This is a genomic window from Duganella rivi (assembly GCF_009857435.1).
GTDB classification, from domain to species: Bacteria; Pseudomonadota; Gammaproteobacteria; order Burkholderiales; family Burkholderiaceae_D; genus Rugamonas; species Rugamonas rivi.
Genome location: NZ_WWCK01000007.1, coordinates 143,721 through 160,497, shown reverse-complemented (window position 1 = coordinate 160,497; position 16,777 = coordinate 143,721). Strand labels below are relative to the sequence as shown.

Annotated in this window: 16 protein-coding genes and 1 tRNA gene; 6 read left to right on the top strand and 11 right to left on the bottom strand. The window is 63.3% G+C overall.

Annotated features, from left to right (window positions below):
• Positions 1 to 42: 42 nt before the first annotated feature.
• On the top strand, positions 43 to 1,419 hold the full coding sequence (locus GTP45_RS23650) for an MFS transporter (protein ID WP_229258605.1): 1,377 nt from the start codon (positions 43 to 45) through the stop codon (positions 1,417 to 1,419).
• Here the strand turns inward: GTP45_RS23650 and GTP45_RS23645 are convergent.
• Entirely contained in the window at positions 1,385 to 2,440 is a 1,056-nt protein-coding gene (locus GTP45_RS23645; RefSeq protein ID WP_161016326.1) for an acyltransferase family protein, read from the bottom strand. The genes GTP45_RS23650 and GTP45_RS23645 overlap by 35 nt on opposite strands.
• 19 nt (positions 2,441 to 2,459) lie before the next feature.
• Between GTP45_RS23645 and GTP45_RS23640 the strand changes: the two genes are divergently transcribed.
• Both GTP45_RS23640 and GTP45_RS23635 read left to right on the top strand, forming a co-directional pair.
• Positions 2,460 to 3,605, top strand: a complete 1,146-nt coding sequence (locus tag GTP45_RS23640; RefSeq protein WP_371874502.1) for a sensor histidine kinase — start codon at positions 2,460 to 2,462, stop codon at positions 3,603 to 3,605.
• Positions 3,596 to 4,351 carry a LytR/AlgR family response regulator transcription factor gene (locus tag GTP45_RS23635; RefSeq protein ID WP_161016325.1) on the top strand — a complete coding sequence of 252 codons (756 nt, stop codon included), beginning with the start codon at positions 3,596 to 3,598 and terminating at the stop codon, positions 4,349 to 4,351. Before GTP45_RS23640 ends, GTP45_RS23635 begins: the two co-directional genes overlap by 10 nt.
• 5 nt (positions 4,352 to 4,356) lie before the next feature.
• Here the strand turns inward: GTP45_RS23635 and GTP45_RS23630 are convergent, their stop codons facing one another.
• From GTP45_RS23630 to GTP45_RS23610, 5 genes are all read right to left on the bottom strand, one after another.
• Positions 4,357 to 4,593, bottom strand: coding sequence for a hypothetical protein (locus GTP45_RS23630; RefSeq protein WP_161016324.1), 237 nt, complete (start codon positions 4,591 to 4,593; stop codon positions 4,357 to 4,359).
• Between the two features lie 72 nt (positions 4,594 to 4,665).
• A complete protein-coding gene (gene torT, locus GTP45_RS23625; RefSeq protein WP_229258604.1) occupies positions 4,666 to 5,793 on the bottom strand; it encodes a TMAO reductase system periplasmic protein TorT in 1,128 nt (375 codons plus the stop codon).
• A gap of 2 nt (positions 5,794 to 5,795) precedes the next feature.
• Positions 5,796 to 6,605 (bottom strand): substrate-binding periplasmic protein, encoded by an 810-nt coding sequence (locus tag GTP45_RS23620; protein ID WP_161016323.1) that lies wholly within the window; start codon positions 6,603 to 6,605, stop codon positions 5,796 to 5,798.
• 22 nt (positions 6,606 to 6,627) lie between these two features.
• Positions 6,628 to 7,545 (bottom strand): alpha/beta hydrolase, encoded by a 918-nt coding sequence (locus tag GTP45_RS23615; protein WP_161016322.1) that lies wholly within the window; start codon positions 7,543 to 7,545, stop codon positions 6,628 to 6,630.
• A 116-nt stretch (positions 7,546 to 7,661) separates the two neighbouring features.
• A complete protein-coding gene (locus tag GTP45_RS23610; protein WP_161016321.1) occupies positions 7,662 to 10,127 on the bottom strand; it encodes a TonB-dependent receptor in 2,466 nt (821 codons plus the stop codon).
• Positions 10,128 to 10,377: 250 nt separating this feature from the next.
• On the opposite strand from GTP45_RS23610, the gene GTP45_RS23605 reads away from it, so the two are divergent.
• Positions 10,378 to 11,949: a tryptophan halogenase family protein gene (locus GTP45_RS23605; RefSeq protein ID WP_161016320.1), complete on the top strand. Its 1,572-nt coding sequence runs from the start codon at positions 10,378 to 10,380 to the stop codon at positions 11,947 to 11,949.
• Positions 11,950 to 12,047: 98 nt separating this feature from the next.
• Positions 12,048 to 12,941, top strand: coding sequence for a hypothetical protein (locus GTP45_RS23600; RefSeq protein WP_161016319.1), 894 nt, complete (start codon positions 12,048 to 12,050; stop codon positions 12,939 to 12,941).
• A gap of 83 nt (positions 12,942 to 13,024) precedes the next feature.
• Here GTP45_RS23600 and GTP45_RS23595 read toward each other — a convergent pair whose 3' ends face one another.
• The 3 genes from GTP45_RS23595 to GTP45_RS23585 are packed head-to-tail and all read right to left on the bottom strand — an operon-like array spanning position 13,025 to position 14,824.
• Complete coding sequence (locus tag GTP45_RS23595; protein ID WP_161016318.1) at positions 13,025 to 14,023, bottom strand: alpha/beta fold hydrolase; 999 nt, start codon at positions 14,021 to 14,023, stop codon at positions 13,025 to 13,027.
• Positions 14,023 to 14,400: a GFA family protein gene (locus tag GTP45_RS23590; protein ID WP_161016317.1), complete on the bottom strand. Its 378-nt coding sequence runs from the start codon at positions 14,398 to 14,400 to the stop codon at positions 14,023 to 14,025. Before GTP45_RS23590 ends, GTP45_RS23595 begins: the two co-directional genes overlap by 1 nt.
• Positions 14,401 to 14,416: 16 nt before the next feature.
• Positions 14,417 to 14,824, bottom strand: coding sequence for an organic hydroperoxide resistance protein (locus GTP45_RS23585; RefSeq protein ID WP_161016316.1), 408 nt, complete (start codon positions 14,822 to 14,824; stop codon positions 14,417 to 14,419).
• A 146-nt stretch (positions 14,825 to 14,970) separates the two neighbouring features.
• On the opposite strand from GTP45_RS23585, the gene GTP45_RS23580 reads away from it, so the two are divergent.
• The gene (locus GTP45_RS23580) at positions 14,971 to 15,417 is read left to right on the top strand and encodes a MarR family winged helix-turn-helix transcriptional regulator (protein ID WP_161016315.1); all 447 of its coding nucleotides are present in this window, start codon (positions 14,971 to 14,973) and stop codon (positions 15,415 to 15,417) included.
• A gap of 3 nt (positions 15,418 to 15,420) precedes the next feature.
• On the opposite strand, the gene GTP45_RS23575 is transcribed toward GTP45_RS23580, so the two are convergent.
• Positions 15,421 to 16,401 carry a choice-of-anchor A family protein gene (locus GTP45_RS23575; protein ID WP_161016314.1) on the bottom strand — a complete coding sequence of 327 codons (981 nt, stop codon included), beginning with the start codon at positions 16,399 to 16,401 and terminating at the stop codon, positions 15,421 to 15,423.
• Positions 16,402 to 16,548: 147 nt separating this feature from the next.
• Positions 16,549 to 16,622: transfer RNA gene (locus GTP45_RS23570), tRNA-Gly, on the bottom strand.
• Positions 16,623 to 16,777 lie beyond the last annotated feature (155 nt).

Here is a 16,777-nt window from a genome sequence, read left to right as displayed (position 1 = left end):
GCCGGTGCTACACTCCCCACCGAGAACAACGAGGACGACAACATGACCACCGCCCAATCCGCCGTGCCGCAAGAGCCACGCGAGCCGCAGCAGCAATCGTCGCCGGCCGCCGCGCCGCCTTCCCTGTTCCGCGCCATGTTCGCGCGCGGCACGCCGATGCTGTGGGTGCCGAGCGGCTACTTCGCCATGGCGCTGACCTACATGATGCTCACCAGCGTGACCTCCATCATGTTCAAGAACCTCGGCATGGACAACGGCCAGGCCGCGCAGTACGCAAGCTATTTGATCCTCGCTTACACCATCAAGCCGCTGTTCGCGCCCTTCGTCGAAATGTACCGCACCAAGAAATTCTTCGTGCTGGCCGCGCAGCTGATCGTCGGCCTGGGCTTTGCCGGCGTGGCGCTGGCGATGTCGCTGCCCGACTACATGGTCATCATGGTGTTCCTGTTCGGCGTGCTGTCGCTGGTCGGCGCCACGCAGGATATCGCCTCGGACGGTGTGTACGTCACCGCTTTGGACACCAAGACGCAGTCGCTGTTCTGCGGCATCCAGAGCCTGAGCTGGAACATCGGCCCGATCGTCGCCTCGGGCGGCATGGTGTACCTGAGCGGCTGGCTGCACACCCACTACTTCAAGCACCAGGCCGGCGTGTTCGGCCCCGAGTGGATCGACTCGTGGCGCATCATCTTCTTCATCGTGGCCGGCATCACCATCCTGACCGCGCTGTGGCATATGCGCGTGATGCCGGACGGCGCCAAGGCCGAAAACGCGCCGAAGTCGGTGGCCGAAGCGGCCTTCATCCTGAAAGACTCCTTCATCACCTTCTTCCAGAAGCGCGACGTCTGGCTGATGGTGGGCTTTGCCTTCGTGTTCCGCCTCAGTATCGGCCTGCTGGAAAAAATCGGCCCGTTCTTCATGGTCGACCCGGTGGCGCAAGGCGGCTTGGGCCTGTCGAACGAAATGCTGGGCCTGATCTACGGCACCTACGGCTTGATCGCCGTGCTGCTTGGCTCCCTGCTGGGCGGCATCTTCGTGGCGCGCCGCGGCTTGCAGAAAACCTTGTTCACGCTGTGCTGCGCGGTCAACATCCCGAACGTGACCTTCCTGCTGATGTCGATCTACCAGCCGGACAACCTGATCATGATCTGCGCCGGCGTGGCGGTGGAGAAGTTCTTCTTCGGCTTCGGCTCGGTGGGTTTCATGATCTACCTGATGCAGCAACTGGCGCCGGGCAAATACACCACCACCCACTACGCTTTCGGCACCGGCCTGATGGGCCTGTGCATGATGGTGACCGGTGTGGTCAGCGGCCACCTGCAGCAGATGCTCGGCTATGTGCACTACTTCTGGCTGGTGATGGCGGCAACCATCCCATCTTTCCTCGTTACGTGGTTCGCACCGTTCCACCATCAAGACTAAGCGGGAACCACGCCGCCCGCCGGCGCATGAAGGGCTGCTCGACCACCTGATAGAGCAGCCAGCCTCCCGCCACTCCGGCAAGCATGACCAGCGCGATTCCCGGCGCGCCGTGCTTGTCGATTCCCATCCCTTCCGACACCACCTTGTATAGCGGCTTGTGCGCGAGATAAATCGCGTAAGACCACAGCGCCAAACTCTCCGCACCGGGCACGCGCACGCGCGCCAGCACCGATCCCGCGCTCAACGCCGCCAGCAGCAATAAGCTGAACGCCACCGCCAGCAGCGTGAAGCCGAAGGCGCTGATGAAGAACGATTCATCCTCAAAGCGCATCAGCAACGCGATGGCCAGCGCCAATCCCGCCACCAGCAGCAGGTTGCCGTGCCGCAGAATGCGTTGGTACAGCGGGCGATGAAAATTCTTCAGCATGGCGATGGCCACGCCAGGCAGCAGTTCGTCGAAGCGCGCAAAGCTGGAGTAGTAGACCTCTTGCGAAAACGGCTGGAGGCCATCGCTCCACGCCAGCGCGCGGAACGTGACCGCACCGGCCACCGCCAAAGCGATTGCCGACCACCGCGCACGCGGGCCGCGCAGCAGTAGAAGCGCCAGCGGCAGAATCAAGTAAAACTGCTCCTCGATGCACAGTGACCATGAATGCGTAAAGGTCTGCCCATATTCCAGGCCAAAGTTCTGCGTGAAGGTGAGGAAGCGCCACAGCGGCGCAGTCGCGCTGCCGCCCAGCGCCACCGGAAACAGGAAGTACGCCGCCAGCACCACGAAATAGTTGGGCAGCGTGCGCAGCAAGCGGCGGCCGAAGAAGGCAGTCAATGGCATCTGCTGCGACAGCAGCTGATTGCCGATCAAGTAGCCGCTCAGCACGAAGAACAAATCAACGCCGGCCCAGCCGATGCGGCCCAGCGCGCCGAAGTCGCTGCCGCCGGCCACCACGCCGTAGTGATACATCAGCACCAGCAGAATCGCCGTGGCGCGCAAGGTGTCCAAGCCGTGAATCCGGGCAGTCATCGTTTTCCTTTCCGTGTGCGTGGGAACCGCGATTCTGCCGCTGCCGCGCGGCGCCCGCATCCGCTCTGGGACGAAGCCCGGATTCCGCGTGACGGAGCGCCGCAGCGGCCCGGTTAGCCCCGGCATGCCCCTGCTATACTCGCTGCCGATGAATACTTCCCCTGCCCTCGCCGCGATCAAAATGCTGGTGCTAAACGTGCTGGCGTGGATTGTGATCAGCGCCGTCGGCGCATACGGCGCGGCCACTGCCAACGGCTTTCTGCGCCTGTGGCAGCAGTGGTGCATCGACTACGTGCCGATGATGATGCTCAGTTCCGTCCTGTGCCTCGCGCTGCTGCGCTGGCCCACGCTGTTCGCGTCGCGCCGCAACGTGATCGGCTTGTTCATCGTGGTGATCGTGCTGTTCCCGCCTTTGCAATGGCTGTATCTGGACTGGGTGCGCAACAGCGACGCCATCAGCCTGCAAAGCGTCTACCAGGCGCGCCTGCGCATGCGGCGCTTCAGCTGGTTCGTGACCGGGGCCACCTTCGCCATCATCGTCGCCATCGGCAATTGGCGGCTGGCGCGGGCACGCGAGCTGGCGCTCGAACAGCAACGCATGCTGGCCTTGCGCGCGCAGCTGGAACCGCACTTTATCTTCAACGCGCTCAATGCCATCAGCGCCTTGGTGCGCGAGGGCGACAAGGCGGTTTCGCTGCAGGGCATCAGCCGCTTGAGCGACTTGCTGCGCTACGCGCTGTCGGCCAGCCTGCGCGACGCCGTGCGCCTCGGCGAGGAACTGCAATTCGTCCACGACTACACCGGCCTGCAACGCCTGCGCTACGGCGAGCGCCTACACATCGCCATCGATTGCGGCGATCCGCAACTGCACGACGTTTTGTGCCCGCCGCTGTTGCTGCAACCGCTGATCGAAAACGCGCTGCGCCACGATCTCGATTGCCATCAGGGCCGCAGCGATATCCGCGTGCAGATTGCGCGGCAGGCCGAGGTGCTGCTGCTCACGGTCTCCAATCCCGTCAACTCGCAGGCGCCGGCCAATCCCGGCACCGGGCTGGGATTGAAGAACACGCGCGAGCGGCTGGCGCTATTCAATCCGGCCGCCACGCTGCTCGCCGAGCGGCGCGGCGATCGTTTCTACGCCGAGGTGCAGCTGCCATGCGATTGATCGATTACATCATCATCGACGACGAGGCGCCGGGCCGCACCAACCTGCGCCTGGCGCTGGCGGCGCATCCGGGCTGGCGGATGCTGGCCGAATGCGACAGCGCAGCGGCAGCCCGCAACGCGTTGGCGCATGCGCCAGCCGATGTGATCTTCCTCGATATCCAGATGCCGCACGAAAGCGGTCTCGCGCTAGCGCGAGAGTTAAGCCGGCTGCCGGCGCCGCCGCTGATCATCTTCGTCACCGCCTACAACACGCACGCGCTGGATGCGTTTGAAGTTCACGCGCTCGACTACCTGCTCAAGCCCATCGACGACCAGCGCTTGGCGCAAGCGCTGGAACGCGCCGCCGCAATGCTCGGCTACCGCCAGCAGGACGGCTACCGCAACGCCCTGCGCAACTACACCGACGGTGCGCAAGCACGCTACGCCGAGGCGCTCAGCGTGCGCTCGGTCGGGCATATCGAACAAATCAAGGTGGAAGAGATTTTGTGGCTGCAATCGGCCGGCAACTACGTCGAGCTGCACCTGGCCGCGCGCACGGTGCTGCACCGCGTGCCCTTAAGCCGATTGGAACAATTGCTGCGGCCCGATGATTTCCTGCGCGTGCACCGCACCGCCATCGTGCGGCGCAGCCAAATCAAGCGCTTGTCGGTGATCGGCGACGGCCGCTACGAACTGGCGCTGGCCTGCGGCGCGCAGCTGGCCGTCAGCGAGCGCCATGTAAATGAACTCAAAGCCTGCCTGTAGCCGCGTCAAGCGCCACCGGCCAGCGAACGCAAATCTTCCTCGCGCACGCGGCGCTCCGGCCCCAGCACGCGGGCGATGACTTGCGGGTTCAAGCCCATATTCTGCAGCAGCTCCACCGCGCCGGGGGTGCCGACTTCTTGCTGCACTTGCAGCGCCTGACGCACGATGAAATCGTACGAGTGCCAGCCGGCGGTGTCCGATGTTTGCGGCGCGCGCTGGCGCCGGTCGTGGTCTGGGATCATGACGACCTCCTCATCTTTGCATTGCAGGCGCTAGGGTAACGCAAGATGGCGCCGGAGCGGCGTACAGTACGCCTACTCCTTGGCCGGGTCGTAGGACAGCACCACTTTATGGCCGTCCGGCGCGATGGAGGTATCAAACGGATAGCTGCCGAGGTTCTGCTGATCGAGCATGCCAAGCTTGATCAGTATCGTGTGCGGCAGCTCCTTGCTGCGCCCTTCCAGCAGGTTGACGGCGGCGTTGATCGCCACGCGCGCCTGGCTCACGCCCTTGGTGTCGGCGGCGGCGTAGATTGCCTTGGTGCGGATCAGGTGCGCGATTTCGCCGGTTAAATCGTAGGCCACCACGCGGATCTTGTCACTGAGCCCCGCCGTCTTCAACGGCGCCAATGCCGCCGGTGCGCAGCCGGTGCAGCCGAGCAGATAATCGAGACGGCGGCCATGCTTGGACAAAATGCGTCCGGTCAGCTGCGATTGCAGCCCGCGCTCACTGTCGCCATAGCGGATGTCGAGAATATTCACCTCGATCGGCGCTTCCTGCGCGGCGATGCGGGTGCCGTCGACCTCCCCTTTCACCCAGCCGGCGCCCATCGGCCCTGGCAGCAGGGCGATGTTGATCGACTTCAGGCCGCGCTGCTGCGCGTCGCGGATCACCCAGCGCGTCGCTTCCATGCCCATTGCCCGCAGCGAGGTGGTGACCTTCAGGTTGAGATCATCGCTGCGGCTATCGTTGGCCAGCTCCAGCACCGGGATGCCGGCCGCGCGCGCGCGCGCGATCGAGGGATTATTGGCCGTCATGCTGATCGGCGAGATCACGATGGCGTCGTATCCGGCAGCGATCGCCTCGTCCATCTTTTGCACCTGCCCTTGCAGGTCGTCGTAGCCGGTAGCCGGCAAAATGTCAGCCACGACGCCGAGCCGCTTCGCCTCGCTGATGACGCCATACGCGCAGCCGCTCCAGTAAGGGTCTTTCATGTGCGGGAACAGGAAGGCGATGCGCCAGCGCTTGCCCGCATGGGCCGCCGGCGCATAGCTTCCCTGCACCACGCGGCCGCTGGCCAGCGCATCATCGGCGGTGCCGTTGAGCTGCACCGGGCGGTAGATCGACATCACCGGGATCGGCGCGAATTTGGTGGTCTGCGCCAGCGCCGGACTGAAGCCGGCGGCCAGCAAGGATAAGCTGAAATAGAGCGTCTTCATCATGGTCATGGCCTGTGTGGGTCGGAACACGTCGAGGACTGCCGGGGCGCGCCGTCGCCCGAGGGCACCAGCACGCCGTTGCGCGCACCGAGACGCGCCAATTCCCCCGAGCGTACCATCTCCGTGAACAAAGCGCTGTAACGATCGCGTACCGCGCTGAATTGAGGATCGCGCGGGAAGGCCAGATAGCCATCCAGCTGCGTAATGTCGGGACACAGCACGATCAGCGATTGGCCCAGGTGCAGGGCGTCGATCAAGCCGGTGCTGTTGCGTTCATTGGATGCCATCAGCTCAACGCGGCCCAGGGCCAGCATCTGCAAGCCGTTTTCCAGCTGCGGCACCTCGCTGATGTCGAGCTGCGGGCGCGCGAGGTCGAACTGCGCGCCGTAATGCCAGCCGCGCACGGCGGCGATTTTGCTGCGCCTGAGCGTGGACAGGTCGCCGCGCCACGCCGGTGCGGTATCGCGGCGCGCATAGAACACCATGCGGTCGCGGTAAAACGGGTGATCGATGAAAGCAAAGCGCTTGAGGCGATCCGGCGATTTGTAAGGGCCGATCAGGATGTCGGCCTGCGCCCGCTCCACCATCGCTTGCGCGCGCGGCCACGGGTACAGCCGGAACACCACGGTGTCGCCGGCGCGCGCCGCCAGCACGCGCAGCACGTCCACGCCCAGTCCTTGCCACTGCCCGTTGGCGTCCTGCTCGAAGATGCGGCTAAAAGTCGCGCCCACCGCCACCCGCTGCGCTGCGTGACAGGCCACCGGCGCGCTTGCGCCTAAAACCAGTGCCAGCAGAAGAGAGATGGTCGTTCGCATATTGCTGAGATACTAGCATGAGCTAGGGCATGTGCCGCTTCAGGAAGTTGAGGCTGGCCGCCACCGTCGGCTCCAGCCATGGATCGAATAGCCAGAATGAGTGCGGCGTATCGGGCAGTAGCAGCTGGTCGCTGGCGACGCCCGCTTGCGCCATCCTGGCCATCATCTCATCGCGGCCGGCCGAGAAGCGCGGCTGCGCGCTGCTGATGAACAGCATCGGCGGCATGCCGGGACGGACGTACTGGATCGGCGAGGCTTCGCGCCACAAGGCCTCGCGCTCGGCATAGCGGCCGCCAAACCACGCGCCGGCCGATGACGGATTTTTCTTGGGATCGTCCTCGTAGCGCAGCGCCAGCGGATGAGTGAAGTCGGACAGGCCGTCGATGTTGATGATGGCTTTGACCTCGCCGCCGCTGCCTGGCCCCAGGCCGGCAAGACTGGCGATCTGCCCACCGGCCGAGCCGCCGGCCAAGGCAATCCGCTGCGGATCGATGCGCAGTTCACCGGCATGCGCGCGCACCCAGCGCACCGCCGCCTGCACGTCCTGCACCGCCGCCGGGTAGCGCGCTTCGCCGGACAAGCGATAGCTGACCGTCACCGCCGCGTAGCCATGCTGCGCCAGCCGCAGCGCCATCGGCACGAACTCCGAGCGGTAGCCGGACTTCCAGCCGCCGCCATGGACGAACACCACCGCCGGCAAGCGCTGGCCGGCCGGCAGATAGGCGTCGAGCTGCAGGCAGCGCGCACCGTACTGCGCGTAAGTTAGCTCGGCCAGTTTGGTGACGCCGGCCGGCAGCGCGTCGGAGGCGATCTGAATTTGCGGATACCCGGCCGCCAGCTTGGCGTAGGTATGCGGCGCATCGTAGGTATTGGAAGGATCGGGCGGCGGCGCCACGCAGGTTAGCGCGGCGGCGGCAAGAACGGCACTCAAAGCGGGCATGCAGGCCTCTGCAAAATACACACGCTGCGAGTATGGCATAAAAAAAAGCCCCTCGGCCGGGGGACGGCGCGAGGGGCACTAAGACCACAGACAACACTGGACTACATGAAAAACTCTTAGAAGCTGCGACCCACGTTGATGCCGAAGGTGCGCGGTGGCAGATACTGCGCTTGCCATGGGCCGTTGGCGTTCATGGCGCTGGTCTTGATCTTGCCGTCTTCAACGTTGCGGACGAAGGCGTCGAAGTACCATTTCGAGTTGGCGTCGTAACGCAGACCGAGGTCGGTACGGTTGTACGCTTTCTGGCGATCCGGGTCACCCAGGTTGAACACGCTCAGCCAGCTGGCGGTTTCGTAGTGGGTGCTGATGCGCGGGATCAGCGTGCCGTTCTCCAGCGCGAAGCTGTGCTGGTACTGCAGCTGGGCGCTGAACTTCGGCGCGTGCGGCATGGTGTTGCCGGTCACGTCGAGGCAGGTAGCGATTTCCTTGATCGGGCAGGCTGGCAGCGCGTAGTCGTTGGAGCCGCCGATCAGGTGCTTCAGCGTGGCGTGGGTGTAGGCGGCGGTGAACTGCACGCGGTCTTCCGGCGTGATCTTGGCGGCGATCTCGGTTTCTATGCCCCACACGTTCGCGCCTTCGGCGTTGTTGGTGGCCAGGCCGCGGGTGCCGTCAGGATTGGTGACCGGCGCGCTGAACTGGAAGTCCTTGAACTTCGAGTAGTAAGCCGAATTGTTCATGCGGACTTTGCCGCCCAGGAAGGTCGACTTCGAGCCGATCTCGTAGTTGGTCAGCGTCTCGGCGCCGTACGGACGGCCACCGTCTTGCAGACCGCCCGACTTGTAGCCGGTCGATACCGACGCGAACACCATATTGTTCTTGTCGATGTCGTAGGTCACACGGGCCAGGCCGGTCAGCTTGTTGTCGCTGTAGCTGCCGCTGTTGAACGAGTACGGGGTGAAGCCGTTGTTGCCGCCAGGGACCAGCGGATTCATCGACGGGCTCACCGGCACTTGCGGCACGGTGTCGTAGTTGCTCCAGCCGTTGCCGAGGCCACCGATATTCTCGCGCTTGTCCGAGGTGTAGCGGAAGCCGCCGGTCAGGTGCCACTGGTCGCTGACGTTCCAGGTAGCCTGGCCGAAGGCCGCTTTCGAATCCACGGTTTCTTTCGGCTGGATGAAGGAACCTTGCCAGCTCACGGTGCCGTTCTCGGTGCCGTTCATGATCGGGATGTCGAAGCGGATGCCGTTGTCTTCGTTGGCGTAGTACAGGCCCAGCAGCCAATCAACGTCGCGCTTGCCGGTCGACATGATCTCCAGCTCATGGCTGTAGTTCTTGTACTTGGACCAGACGGTGTTGTTGGCCTGATAGCCCGCGCTGCCGCCGCTGTTGGCGGCCGTGGTGAAGCTGGTGGCCGGATTGGCGCCGCCGTCCTGGTCGAAGGTCGAGGAACCGTTGAAGCGCGCGTAGCCGGCGATGTAGGCCAGGGCCACATCCGGGTTGATCTGGTAGTCGACGCGGCTGCGCACCGAGTTCGAGTCGCGGTTGACGTTAGGCGCGGTGTCGATCAGGGCCGACCAGAATTCCTGGCCTGGGCGCTGCTGCTGCAGCAGGTTCATGTTCGGCGTGCCGCGGTCGACGTAGTGCTCGTAGGCGATATTCCACTTCAGGTCGGCCGATGGCTGCCACAGGAAGCTCAGGCGCACCGCGCTCTGGTCCTGGGCGTTGTACTTCTGGCCGTTGCGGATGTAGTTGTTCTCGTTGATCGGCTTGAAGGCGAGCGGGTACTGCGGGTGTGCAGCGTTCCACGCAGCGATGGCCGGTGCAGCCGCAGCTTGCTGGGCGGCCAGCGAAGGAATCACCGGCGCCTGGTAGTCGACGTAACCGTCGTGCTGCTCGTGCACCGCCGAAATGCGCATCGCCATGGTGTTGCTCAGCGGGATGTTGAACGCGCCGCGTGCGCCGAGGCGCGAGTAGTTGCCGTAGCCGATTTCGAAGTTGCCGGCGTTGCTGCCGATTTCAGGCTTGACGGTCTGCATGTTGACGGCGCCGACGGTCGAGTTACGGCCCCACAGCGTGCCTTGCGGGCCGCGCAGGACTTCAATCGCGTCGAGGTCGAACAGCAGCGCGGTGGCGCCTTCAGGACGCGGCGAGTAGACGCCGTCCACGAACGACGCCACTTCCGGGTCGGCGTACTCGGTCTTGGCCGAGTCGTTGCCGATGCCGCGCAGGGTCATGGTGATGACGCCGTGGTCGCCCTGGCCGGTGGCCGAGAAGCCCGGCACCAGGTTAACCACGTCCTGGATGGTTTGCACGTGGTTGTCGTCAAGCGCGGCCGCGTTCAGCGCGGTCACGGCCACCGGGGTTTTTTGCAGCGAGGTGGAGCGTTTGGTAGCGGTAACGTAAACTTCCGTAATTTTGCCGGTATCGGCTGGTGCAGCTTGTTCCGCTGCGGGTGCGGCTTGCTGCTCTGCGGCGGCGTCAGCTGCATAGGCTACATTGGTGCCGGCCATCAGGGCAAAGATGGCCATCGAGATTGGGGACAGCAGCAAGCGCTTCCCGGAGTGCGGTACGTGGACGTTCATAAGTCTCCTTTGCGTAGCGATCGCCGAGGGGGAGGGGCGGTGCTACCATTTATCTTAGAAAACGATTTCATCTACATTGAAAACGTTTTCAGTCGTGATGAAATCGTTTTCTGTATTTGTGAAATCGATTTCATGGTACATAATCTAGATCACCGATGTCAAATTAAAAATTGTAGCAGCGTTGTATCACCGGCCTTGCCCTTGCGCCGGACGGCTGCTTCTCATAGGAAAAACAGGAGACGGGACGCTTATGAAAACGTTACCAAAAAACGGCGTGAAGAACGTCTTGATCGTCGGCGGCGGCACCGCCGGCTGGCTCACCGCGTGCTTTTTAGCCAAGCAACTGGGCGCCGGCGCGGACGGCGCAGTGCAGATCACGCTGGTCGAATCGAAGGAAATCGGCATCATCGGCGTCGGCGAAGGCACCTTCCCGTCGATCCGCGGCACCCTGGCCACCATCGGCATCGACGAGGCGCGCTTCATCCGCGAGTGCAACGGCACCTTCAAGCAAGGCATCCGCTTCAACCACTGGGTGCGCGAACCGGGCGCGCCGGGCGCGGATCACTACTTCCATCCATTCAGCCTGCCGAGCCAGCGGCCCGGCGGCCCGGATCTGCTGCCCTACTGGCTGCAGGGCGTGGCCGGCAAGGACGTAGCGTTTGCCGCCGCCACCACCATGCAAAAACGCGTGGCCGACGCCGCGCACGCGCCGAAGCGTCCGGGCGATGCCGATTTTATGGGCCCGCTCAACTACGCCTACCACTTCGACGCCGGCAAGTTCGCCGCCCTGCTCTCCACCCACGCGCAATCGCTGGGCGTAAAGCACGTGCAGGCCACGGTGGAACGGGTGGCGCTCGATGACGACGGCGCGATCGGCGCGGTGCACACCAAGGAAGCGGGCGTGCTGACGGCCGACCTGTACATCGACTGCACCGGCTTCCGCGCGGCGCTGATCGGCGAGGCGCTCGGCACCACCTTCCGCAACATCAACGACGTGCTGTTTGTCGACCGCGCGCTGGCGATCCAGGTGCCGTACGAGCGCCCGGATGCGCCGATCGCGTCCTACACCATCGCCACCGCGCACGAAGCGGGATGGACGTGGGACATCGGCCTGCACGAGCGGCGCGGCGTCGGCTACGTGTATTCGAGCCGCTACACCGACGACACGCGCGCCGAGGAAGTGCTGCGCGGCTACATCGGCAAGGCGGCCGACGGCCTCAATCCGCGCCAGCTCAAACTGAACGTCGGCTACCGCGAGCAGCACTGGGTGAAGAACTGCGTGGCGGTCGGCTTGTCGGGCGGCTTCCTGGAGCCGCTGGAATCGTCGGGCATCGGCCTGATTGAAACGGCGGCTTACCTGGTCAGCTATCTGTTCCCGCACGACGGCGATTTCGAACCGGTGGCCAAGACCTTCAACGAAATGATGAAGGCGCGCTACGAGCGCATCGTCGATTTCGTCAAGCTGCACTACTGCCTCACGCAGCGCAACGACCACCCGTTCTGGATCGATAACGCCGACATGGCCAGCGTGCCGCCATCGCTGCAAGACAAGCTGGCGATGTGGCGCAAGCGCGCGCCGCATCGCATGGACTTCGTGGTGGATTACGAAATGTACCCGCCATCGAGCTGGCAGTACGTGTTGTACGGGATGGAGTATCCGACCGAGTTGTACGCCAACGCCAAAACGCTGCCGCGCACGGAAGAAGCGCGCCACGAGTTTGCGATGATCCAGCAAGTCTCGCAGCGCGCCTTGGCCGACCTGCCGACGCACCGCGCCATGGTAGAGCACCTGGCACGGCGCGGCGAACTCAAGATCGCCTGATCGCTTGATCGCAGCGCCCAGTTGTCATATGTGGGCGCACGAACATACCGCGCACACAACGCGGCGCATGATGGGCTACAACCAAAAAAGGAGCCATCATGCAAACACAAACTTTATCCGCAGCCGCGGTCAGCACGCCGGACGGCGACGGCCACACTTCCGGCGTCTCATGGGGCGCGATCCTGGCCGGCGCTGCTGCGGCGGCGGCACTATCGTTCATCCTTTTGATACTGGGGGCCGGCCTGGGCTTGTCCTCGGTCTCGCCCTACCAGTACAACGACAAGCCGCTGGCCGCCGCCAGCGTGGCGTGGATCGCCTTTATGCAGCTGGCCGCTTCCGGCATCGGCGGCTACATGGCCGGCCGCCTGCGCGTGAAATGGGCCGCCGTGCATGGCGATGAAGTGTATTTCCGCGACACCGCGCACGGCCTGCTGACCTGGGCTGTCGCTACATTGCTGACGGTAGCAGTGCTGGCCGGCGGCGCGCGCGCCGCGCTCAGTGGTGCAATCGATACCGGCGCCGCCGTGGCGCCAGTCGCCGCGGCCGCCGGCGTCACCGCTGCCGCCAACAGCGGCGGCCGTGGCAACACCTACTTTGCCGACATGGTCTTGCGCTCGCCGAACGGCGAAGTGGCCAGCGAATCGCAGCGCAGTGAAATCAACCGCATCCTGATGACCGACCTGGCGTCCGGCAAAATCAGCGGCGACGACCGCAACTACCTCGCACAACTGATCGCCAGGCGCACCGGCGTAACGCAAGCTGAGGCCGAACAGCGCGTCGACCTGATTTACGCCCAAGCCACGCAAGCGGCAGCCGAGGCCAAAACCAAGGCTGCCGCCGCTGCCGAACAAGCACGCCAGGCGGCGGCCCGTTCGGCGCTGTGGATGTTTGTCGCCCTGCTGCTTGGTGCTTTCGTTGCTGCGGTGAGCGCCATCATCGGTGGCCGCAATCGCGATCACGCGCGCGTGCTGGTCACGCAGCGCACCATTTAAAACAAGGAGAACAAGATGCGTTCCATACTACTCTGGATGCTAGGCGTACCGCTGCCCATCATCATCCTGATCGCCTTGATCCGTTAGAGCTTACCGACTTCGATCACCGCCTTGGCAAACGCTTCCGGCGCTTCCTGCGGCAGATTGTGGCCGATGCCGCCGGTGATCAGCTCGTGCTTGTACTTGCCGGTGAAGCGCTTGGCGTAGGCGGCTGGTTCCGGGTGCGGCGCGCCGTTGGCATCGCCTTCCATGGTGATGGTCGGCACGCTGATGCTGGGGAAGGTCGCCAGCTTGGCTTCCAGCGCTTCATATTTGGCCTCGCTCTTTTCGAGGCCGAGACGCCAGCGGTAGTTCGATACGGTGACCGCGGCGTGATCCGGGTTATCCAGTGCCACCGCGCTGCGCTCGTAGGTGGCGTCGTCAAAATTCCACTGCGGCGACGCCAGCTTCCAGATCAGCTTGGCAAAGTCGCGGTGATTCTTCTCGTAGCCGATGCGGCCACGCTCCGTGGCGAAATAGAACTGGTACCACCATTGCAGTTCTGCTGCCGGCGGCAACGGCTGCTTGCCCGCTTCCTGGCTGCCGATCAAATAGCCGCTCACCGAGACCAGCCCTTTGACGCGTTCGGGCCACAGCGCCGCCACGATGTCGGCGGTGCGCGCGCCCCAGTCGTAGCCGGCCAGCGTGGCCTTGTCGATTTTCAGCGCGTCCATCAGCGCGATCACGTCGGCCGCCAGTGCGGCCGGTTCGCCGTTGCGCGGCGCATTCGCATCGAGGAAGCGCGTGGTGCCGTAGCCGCGCAAGTGCGGAATGATCACGCGGTAGCCTTGCGCGGTCAGCTTGGGCGCCACTTCGGTAAAACTGTTTATATCGTATGGCCAGCCGTGCAGCAAAATCACCGCCGGGCCATCGGCCGGGCCTTGATCGACGTAGCCGACATCGAGGTCGCCGGCGTGAATCTGCTTGATGGCGGTGAAGGCCGCAGGTGCAACTGATGCGGCAGCTTGCGCATGACTGGCGCCGAACAAAGCGGCAACGGTGAATGCAGCGGCGGCAACTACTTGGCGATGCTTGGTGATCATTATGCGTCCTCCAGGTTGACGGTTGAAAGGCTGGCGCCATCATTGACGCCGGCAGCGAAAGAATACGGATCGACACCATCAAGGCAGCCGATATTGACGCGCCACAGCAAAGGATCTTTGCGCGTCTGGTGGAACGGATAAATCCCGCAATGCTTGCAGAAGTAATGCCGCGCCACCTTGGTGTTGAACTGGTAGAGGGTGAGCGCCTCCTCGCCCTGCACGATCTTCAACTCGGCCGCAGCAAACGGCGGCGACATCAGCGCGCCCTTGCGGCGGCACAGGCTGCAATTGCAGCGCGCGGCAGGCGACAGCGCGGTGCGCACTTCGAACTTGACGGCGCCGCAGTGGCAGGAGCCGTGGTGCAGATCGTTGGACATGGTGCGCTCTCCCCGGTTAAACCAGCTTGATCTCGACGTCGATATTGCCGCGCGAGAGTTTCGAGTACGGGCAGGTCTGGTGTGCGCCGTCGACGATGGCTTGCGCGGTTTCGCGGTCGAGACCCGGCAGGCTCACGTTCAAGCGCGCTTGCAGGAAATAGCCGCTGTCATTGTTGACGAGGTCGACTTCAGCGTCGACTGCCGTTTGGGCAGGGAGCTGCACCTTCAACTGGCCGGCCGCCAGGCCCATGGCGCCGATGAAGCAAGCCGACCAGCCGGCCGCGAACAGCTGCTCCGGGTTGGTGCCCGGCGCGCTGCTGCCCGGCGACGACAGTTGCACGTCGAGGCGGCCATCGCTGCTGCGGGCGGCGCCTTCGCGGCCGCCGGTGGTGTGGGTCTTGCCGGTGTACAGAACTTTGCTCATGGTGAACTCCTTGGGTGAGGTTGTTTTATATCGCATCCGATTGAAGCGTATGCGTTGCATATTACCAGCATTTTTTGCCGTGTCAAGCAATTCCGATTAAATCGGATACGATGTATAATAAGACCATCTAATTGGGGAGGTGCACCATGAGCAAACCGAACACGCCGCAGCTGTCGGACTTCTTGTGCTTTGCCGTCTACTCGGCCAACCTGGCCTTCGGCAAGGCGTACAAACCGATCCTTGACAAGCTGGGCCTGACATACACGCAGTACATCGCCATCATCGCGCTGTGGGAAGAAGACAAGCAGACCGTGAGCGGGCTGGGCGAGAAGCTGTTCCTGGAATCGAACACGCTGACGCCGATCCTGAAGAAACTGGAAGCGATGGGCTACGTCCACCGCGCCCGCGATGCCGCCGACGAGCGCGTGGTACGCGTGGGCCTGACGCCGGAAGGCCGCGCCCTGCGTGAAAGCGCGCTGCAAATGAACCTGCGAGGCGCCACCGGCCTGACACCGGAAGAATTCCCGGTGCTGCAAAAAGCCGTCGTCAAGCTGCGCAACAATCTCGTGAAGGCGGCGCCGGGTAAGGGTTAGAGCTTAAGCGTGCTTGCGGCGGCGCGCCGCTAAGCCCATCAGACCGAGACCGCCAAGCAGCATGGCGTGGGTGCTCGGCTCCGGCACCGCCGCCGTGACGTAGCCGTGGAATGGCTCGTAGCCGATTTCCACCGTGCCGTCCATCGACTTGGCGATGATATTGCCTTCCAGGTGGCCGGCGCCGCGCAGCTCGGCCTTGTTGGCCAGTACCGAGCCGTACACGAAGGTATTGATGTTGACCACGTCGGCATCGACCAGGTTGTAGATCACGTTGGCCCGCAGCGCCGCCAGCTGGCCATCCTGGCCGCCGCTGAAGGTGACGTCGGTGCCGATGACATTGATCACCACCGTCGAACCGGCCTTGATATCGCTCAGCACCAGATTTTTCACCTCGCCGCCGCTCAGGTTGAATACCTGCAGGTTGGAGGTGTTATCGCCCTTCAGGTAGGTGCCGCTGCCATCGATGGTCACGCTGCCGTTGCCGGCGGCGCTGCCCAGCGTGCTGGACAGGGTGGTGAAGCTGCTACGGGCAGCGTCGAAGTCCAGCACGTCGGCGATATTGCTGCTCTTGTTCAGCGTCAGATAGTCCTTCGAACTATTCGCGCCGCCATAGATACCAAAACCATTCCAATTCTTCGTATATTCGGTAATCGGGCCGATGCTGGCGTTAGTGTTGATGCCGGCGCCCGGCGACGCATAAATCGTCCCGTCGCCCAGCGCCACATTGCCACGCACCACCACCGATGGCAGGCTGGTCGACACTTGGGTGCGATAACCGATAGAGAAACCTGAACTCGCCAAGTCACCGCCCACAGCCAGCCGGCCTTCAACATCAGTCACCTTGCTCACATTGCCGTAGAAAAAGCCGCTGTAACCGGAAGCGACGCCAAAGTCGAAACTCGGCACTGCGGCTTGCACGACGCTCATGACGCCAACGCTGAGACTTGCCGCGATCAGGCAGCCGATCAAAGTAGCTTTTTTCATGGTATTAAAGTGGTATTGTTTTTGGAGTCGTGAAGTATATAACAATCGCAACAGTTATATTCATTATTGCAATTAATTTTTTGCAAAAACAAATACAAACGTTTCCAAAAGGAATGAACCAAGGAGGGGGATGGAGGGATAAGAGACTGGAGCGGGTGAAGGGAATCGAACCCTCGTATGAAGCTTGGGAAGCTGCCGTTCTACCATTGAACTACACCCGCGTGCCACGCATTCTACGGACTTCGGATGCTACTGACAACGTTGTGCGTTACTAAAGCCCATTTGCGGCGCGGACAATGAGTTCGTGGCGGCCTGAAATGTCGTCGCTATCAACTGCACACTGGGCTAATTCTGCCGCTATGTTTGGCGGCAAGGA

Excerpts from the sequence above, each read along its gene's own strand:
- GTP45_RS23595 (WP_161016318.1), bottom strand. The coding sequence starts at position 14,023 with ATGATCACCAAGCATCGCCAAGTAGTTGCCGCCGCTGCATTCACCGTT.
- GTP45_RS23645 (WP_161016326.1), bottom strand. The coding sequence starts at position 2,440 with ATGACTGCCCGGATTCACGGCTTGGACACCTTGCGCGCCACGGCGATT.
- torT (WP_229258604.1), bottom strand. The coding sequence starts at position 5,793 with ATGATGAAGACGCTCTATTTCAGCTTATCCTTGCTGGCCGCCGGCTTC.
- GTP45_RS23575 (WP_161016314.1), bottom strand. The coding sequence starts at position 16,401 with ATGAAAAAAGCTACTTTGATCGGCTGCCTGATCGCGGCAAGTCTCAGC.
- GTP45_RS23635 (WP_161016325.1), top strand. The coding sequence starts at position 3,596 with ATGCGATTGATCGATTACATCATCATCGACGACGAGGCGCCGGGCCGC.
- GTP45_RS23615 (WP_161016322.1), bottom strand. The coding sequence starts at position 7,545 with ATGCCCGCTTTGAGTGCCGTTCTTGCCGCCGCCGCGCTAACCTGCGTG.
- GTP45_RS23630 (WP_161016324.1), bottom strand. The coding sequence starts at position 4,593 with ATGATCCCAGACCACGACCGGCGCCAGCGCGCGCCGCAAACATCGGAC.
- GTP45_RS23600 (WP_161016319.1), top strand. The coding sequence starts at position 12,048 with ATGCAAACACAAACTTTATCCGCAGCCGCGGTCAGCACGCCGGACGGC.
- GTP45_RS23590 (WP_161016317.1), bottom strand. The coding sequence starts at position 14,400 with ATGTCCAACGATCTGCACCACGGCTCCTGCCACTGCGGCGCCGTCAAG.
- GTP45_RS23585 (WP_161016316.1), bottom strand. The coding sequence starts at position 14,824 with ATGAGCAAAGTTCTGTACACCGGCAAGACCCACACCACCGGCGGCCGC.
- GTP45_RS23650 (WP_229258605.1), top strand. The coding sequence starts at position 43 with ATGACCACCGCCCAATCCGCCGTGCCGCAAGAGCCACGCGAGCCGCAG.
- GTP45_RS23610 (WP_161016321.1), bottom strand. The coding sequence starts at position 10,127 with ATGAACGTCCACGTACCGCACTCCGGGAAGCGCTTGCTGCTGTCCCCA.
- GTP45_RS23605 (WP_161016320.1), top strand. The coding sequence starts at position 10,378 with ATGAAAACGTTACCAAAAAACGGCGTGAAGAACGTCTTGATCGTCGGC.
- GTP45_RS23580 (WP_161016315.1), top strand. The coding sequence starts at position 14,971 with ATGAGCAAACCGAACACGCCGCAGCTGTCGGACTTCTTGTGCTTTGCC.
- GTP45_RS23620 (WP_161016323.1), bottom strand. The coding sequence starts at position 6,605 with ATGCGAACGACCATCTCTCTTCTGCTGGCACTGGTTTTAGGCGCAAGC.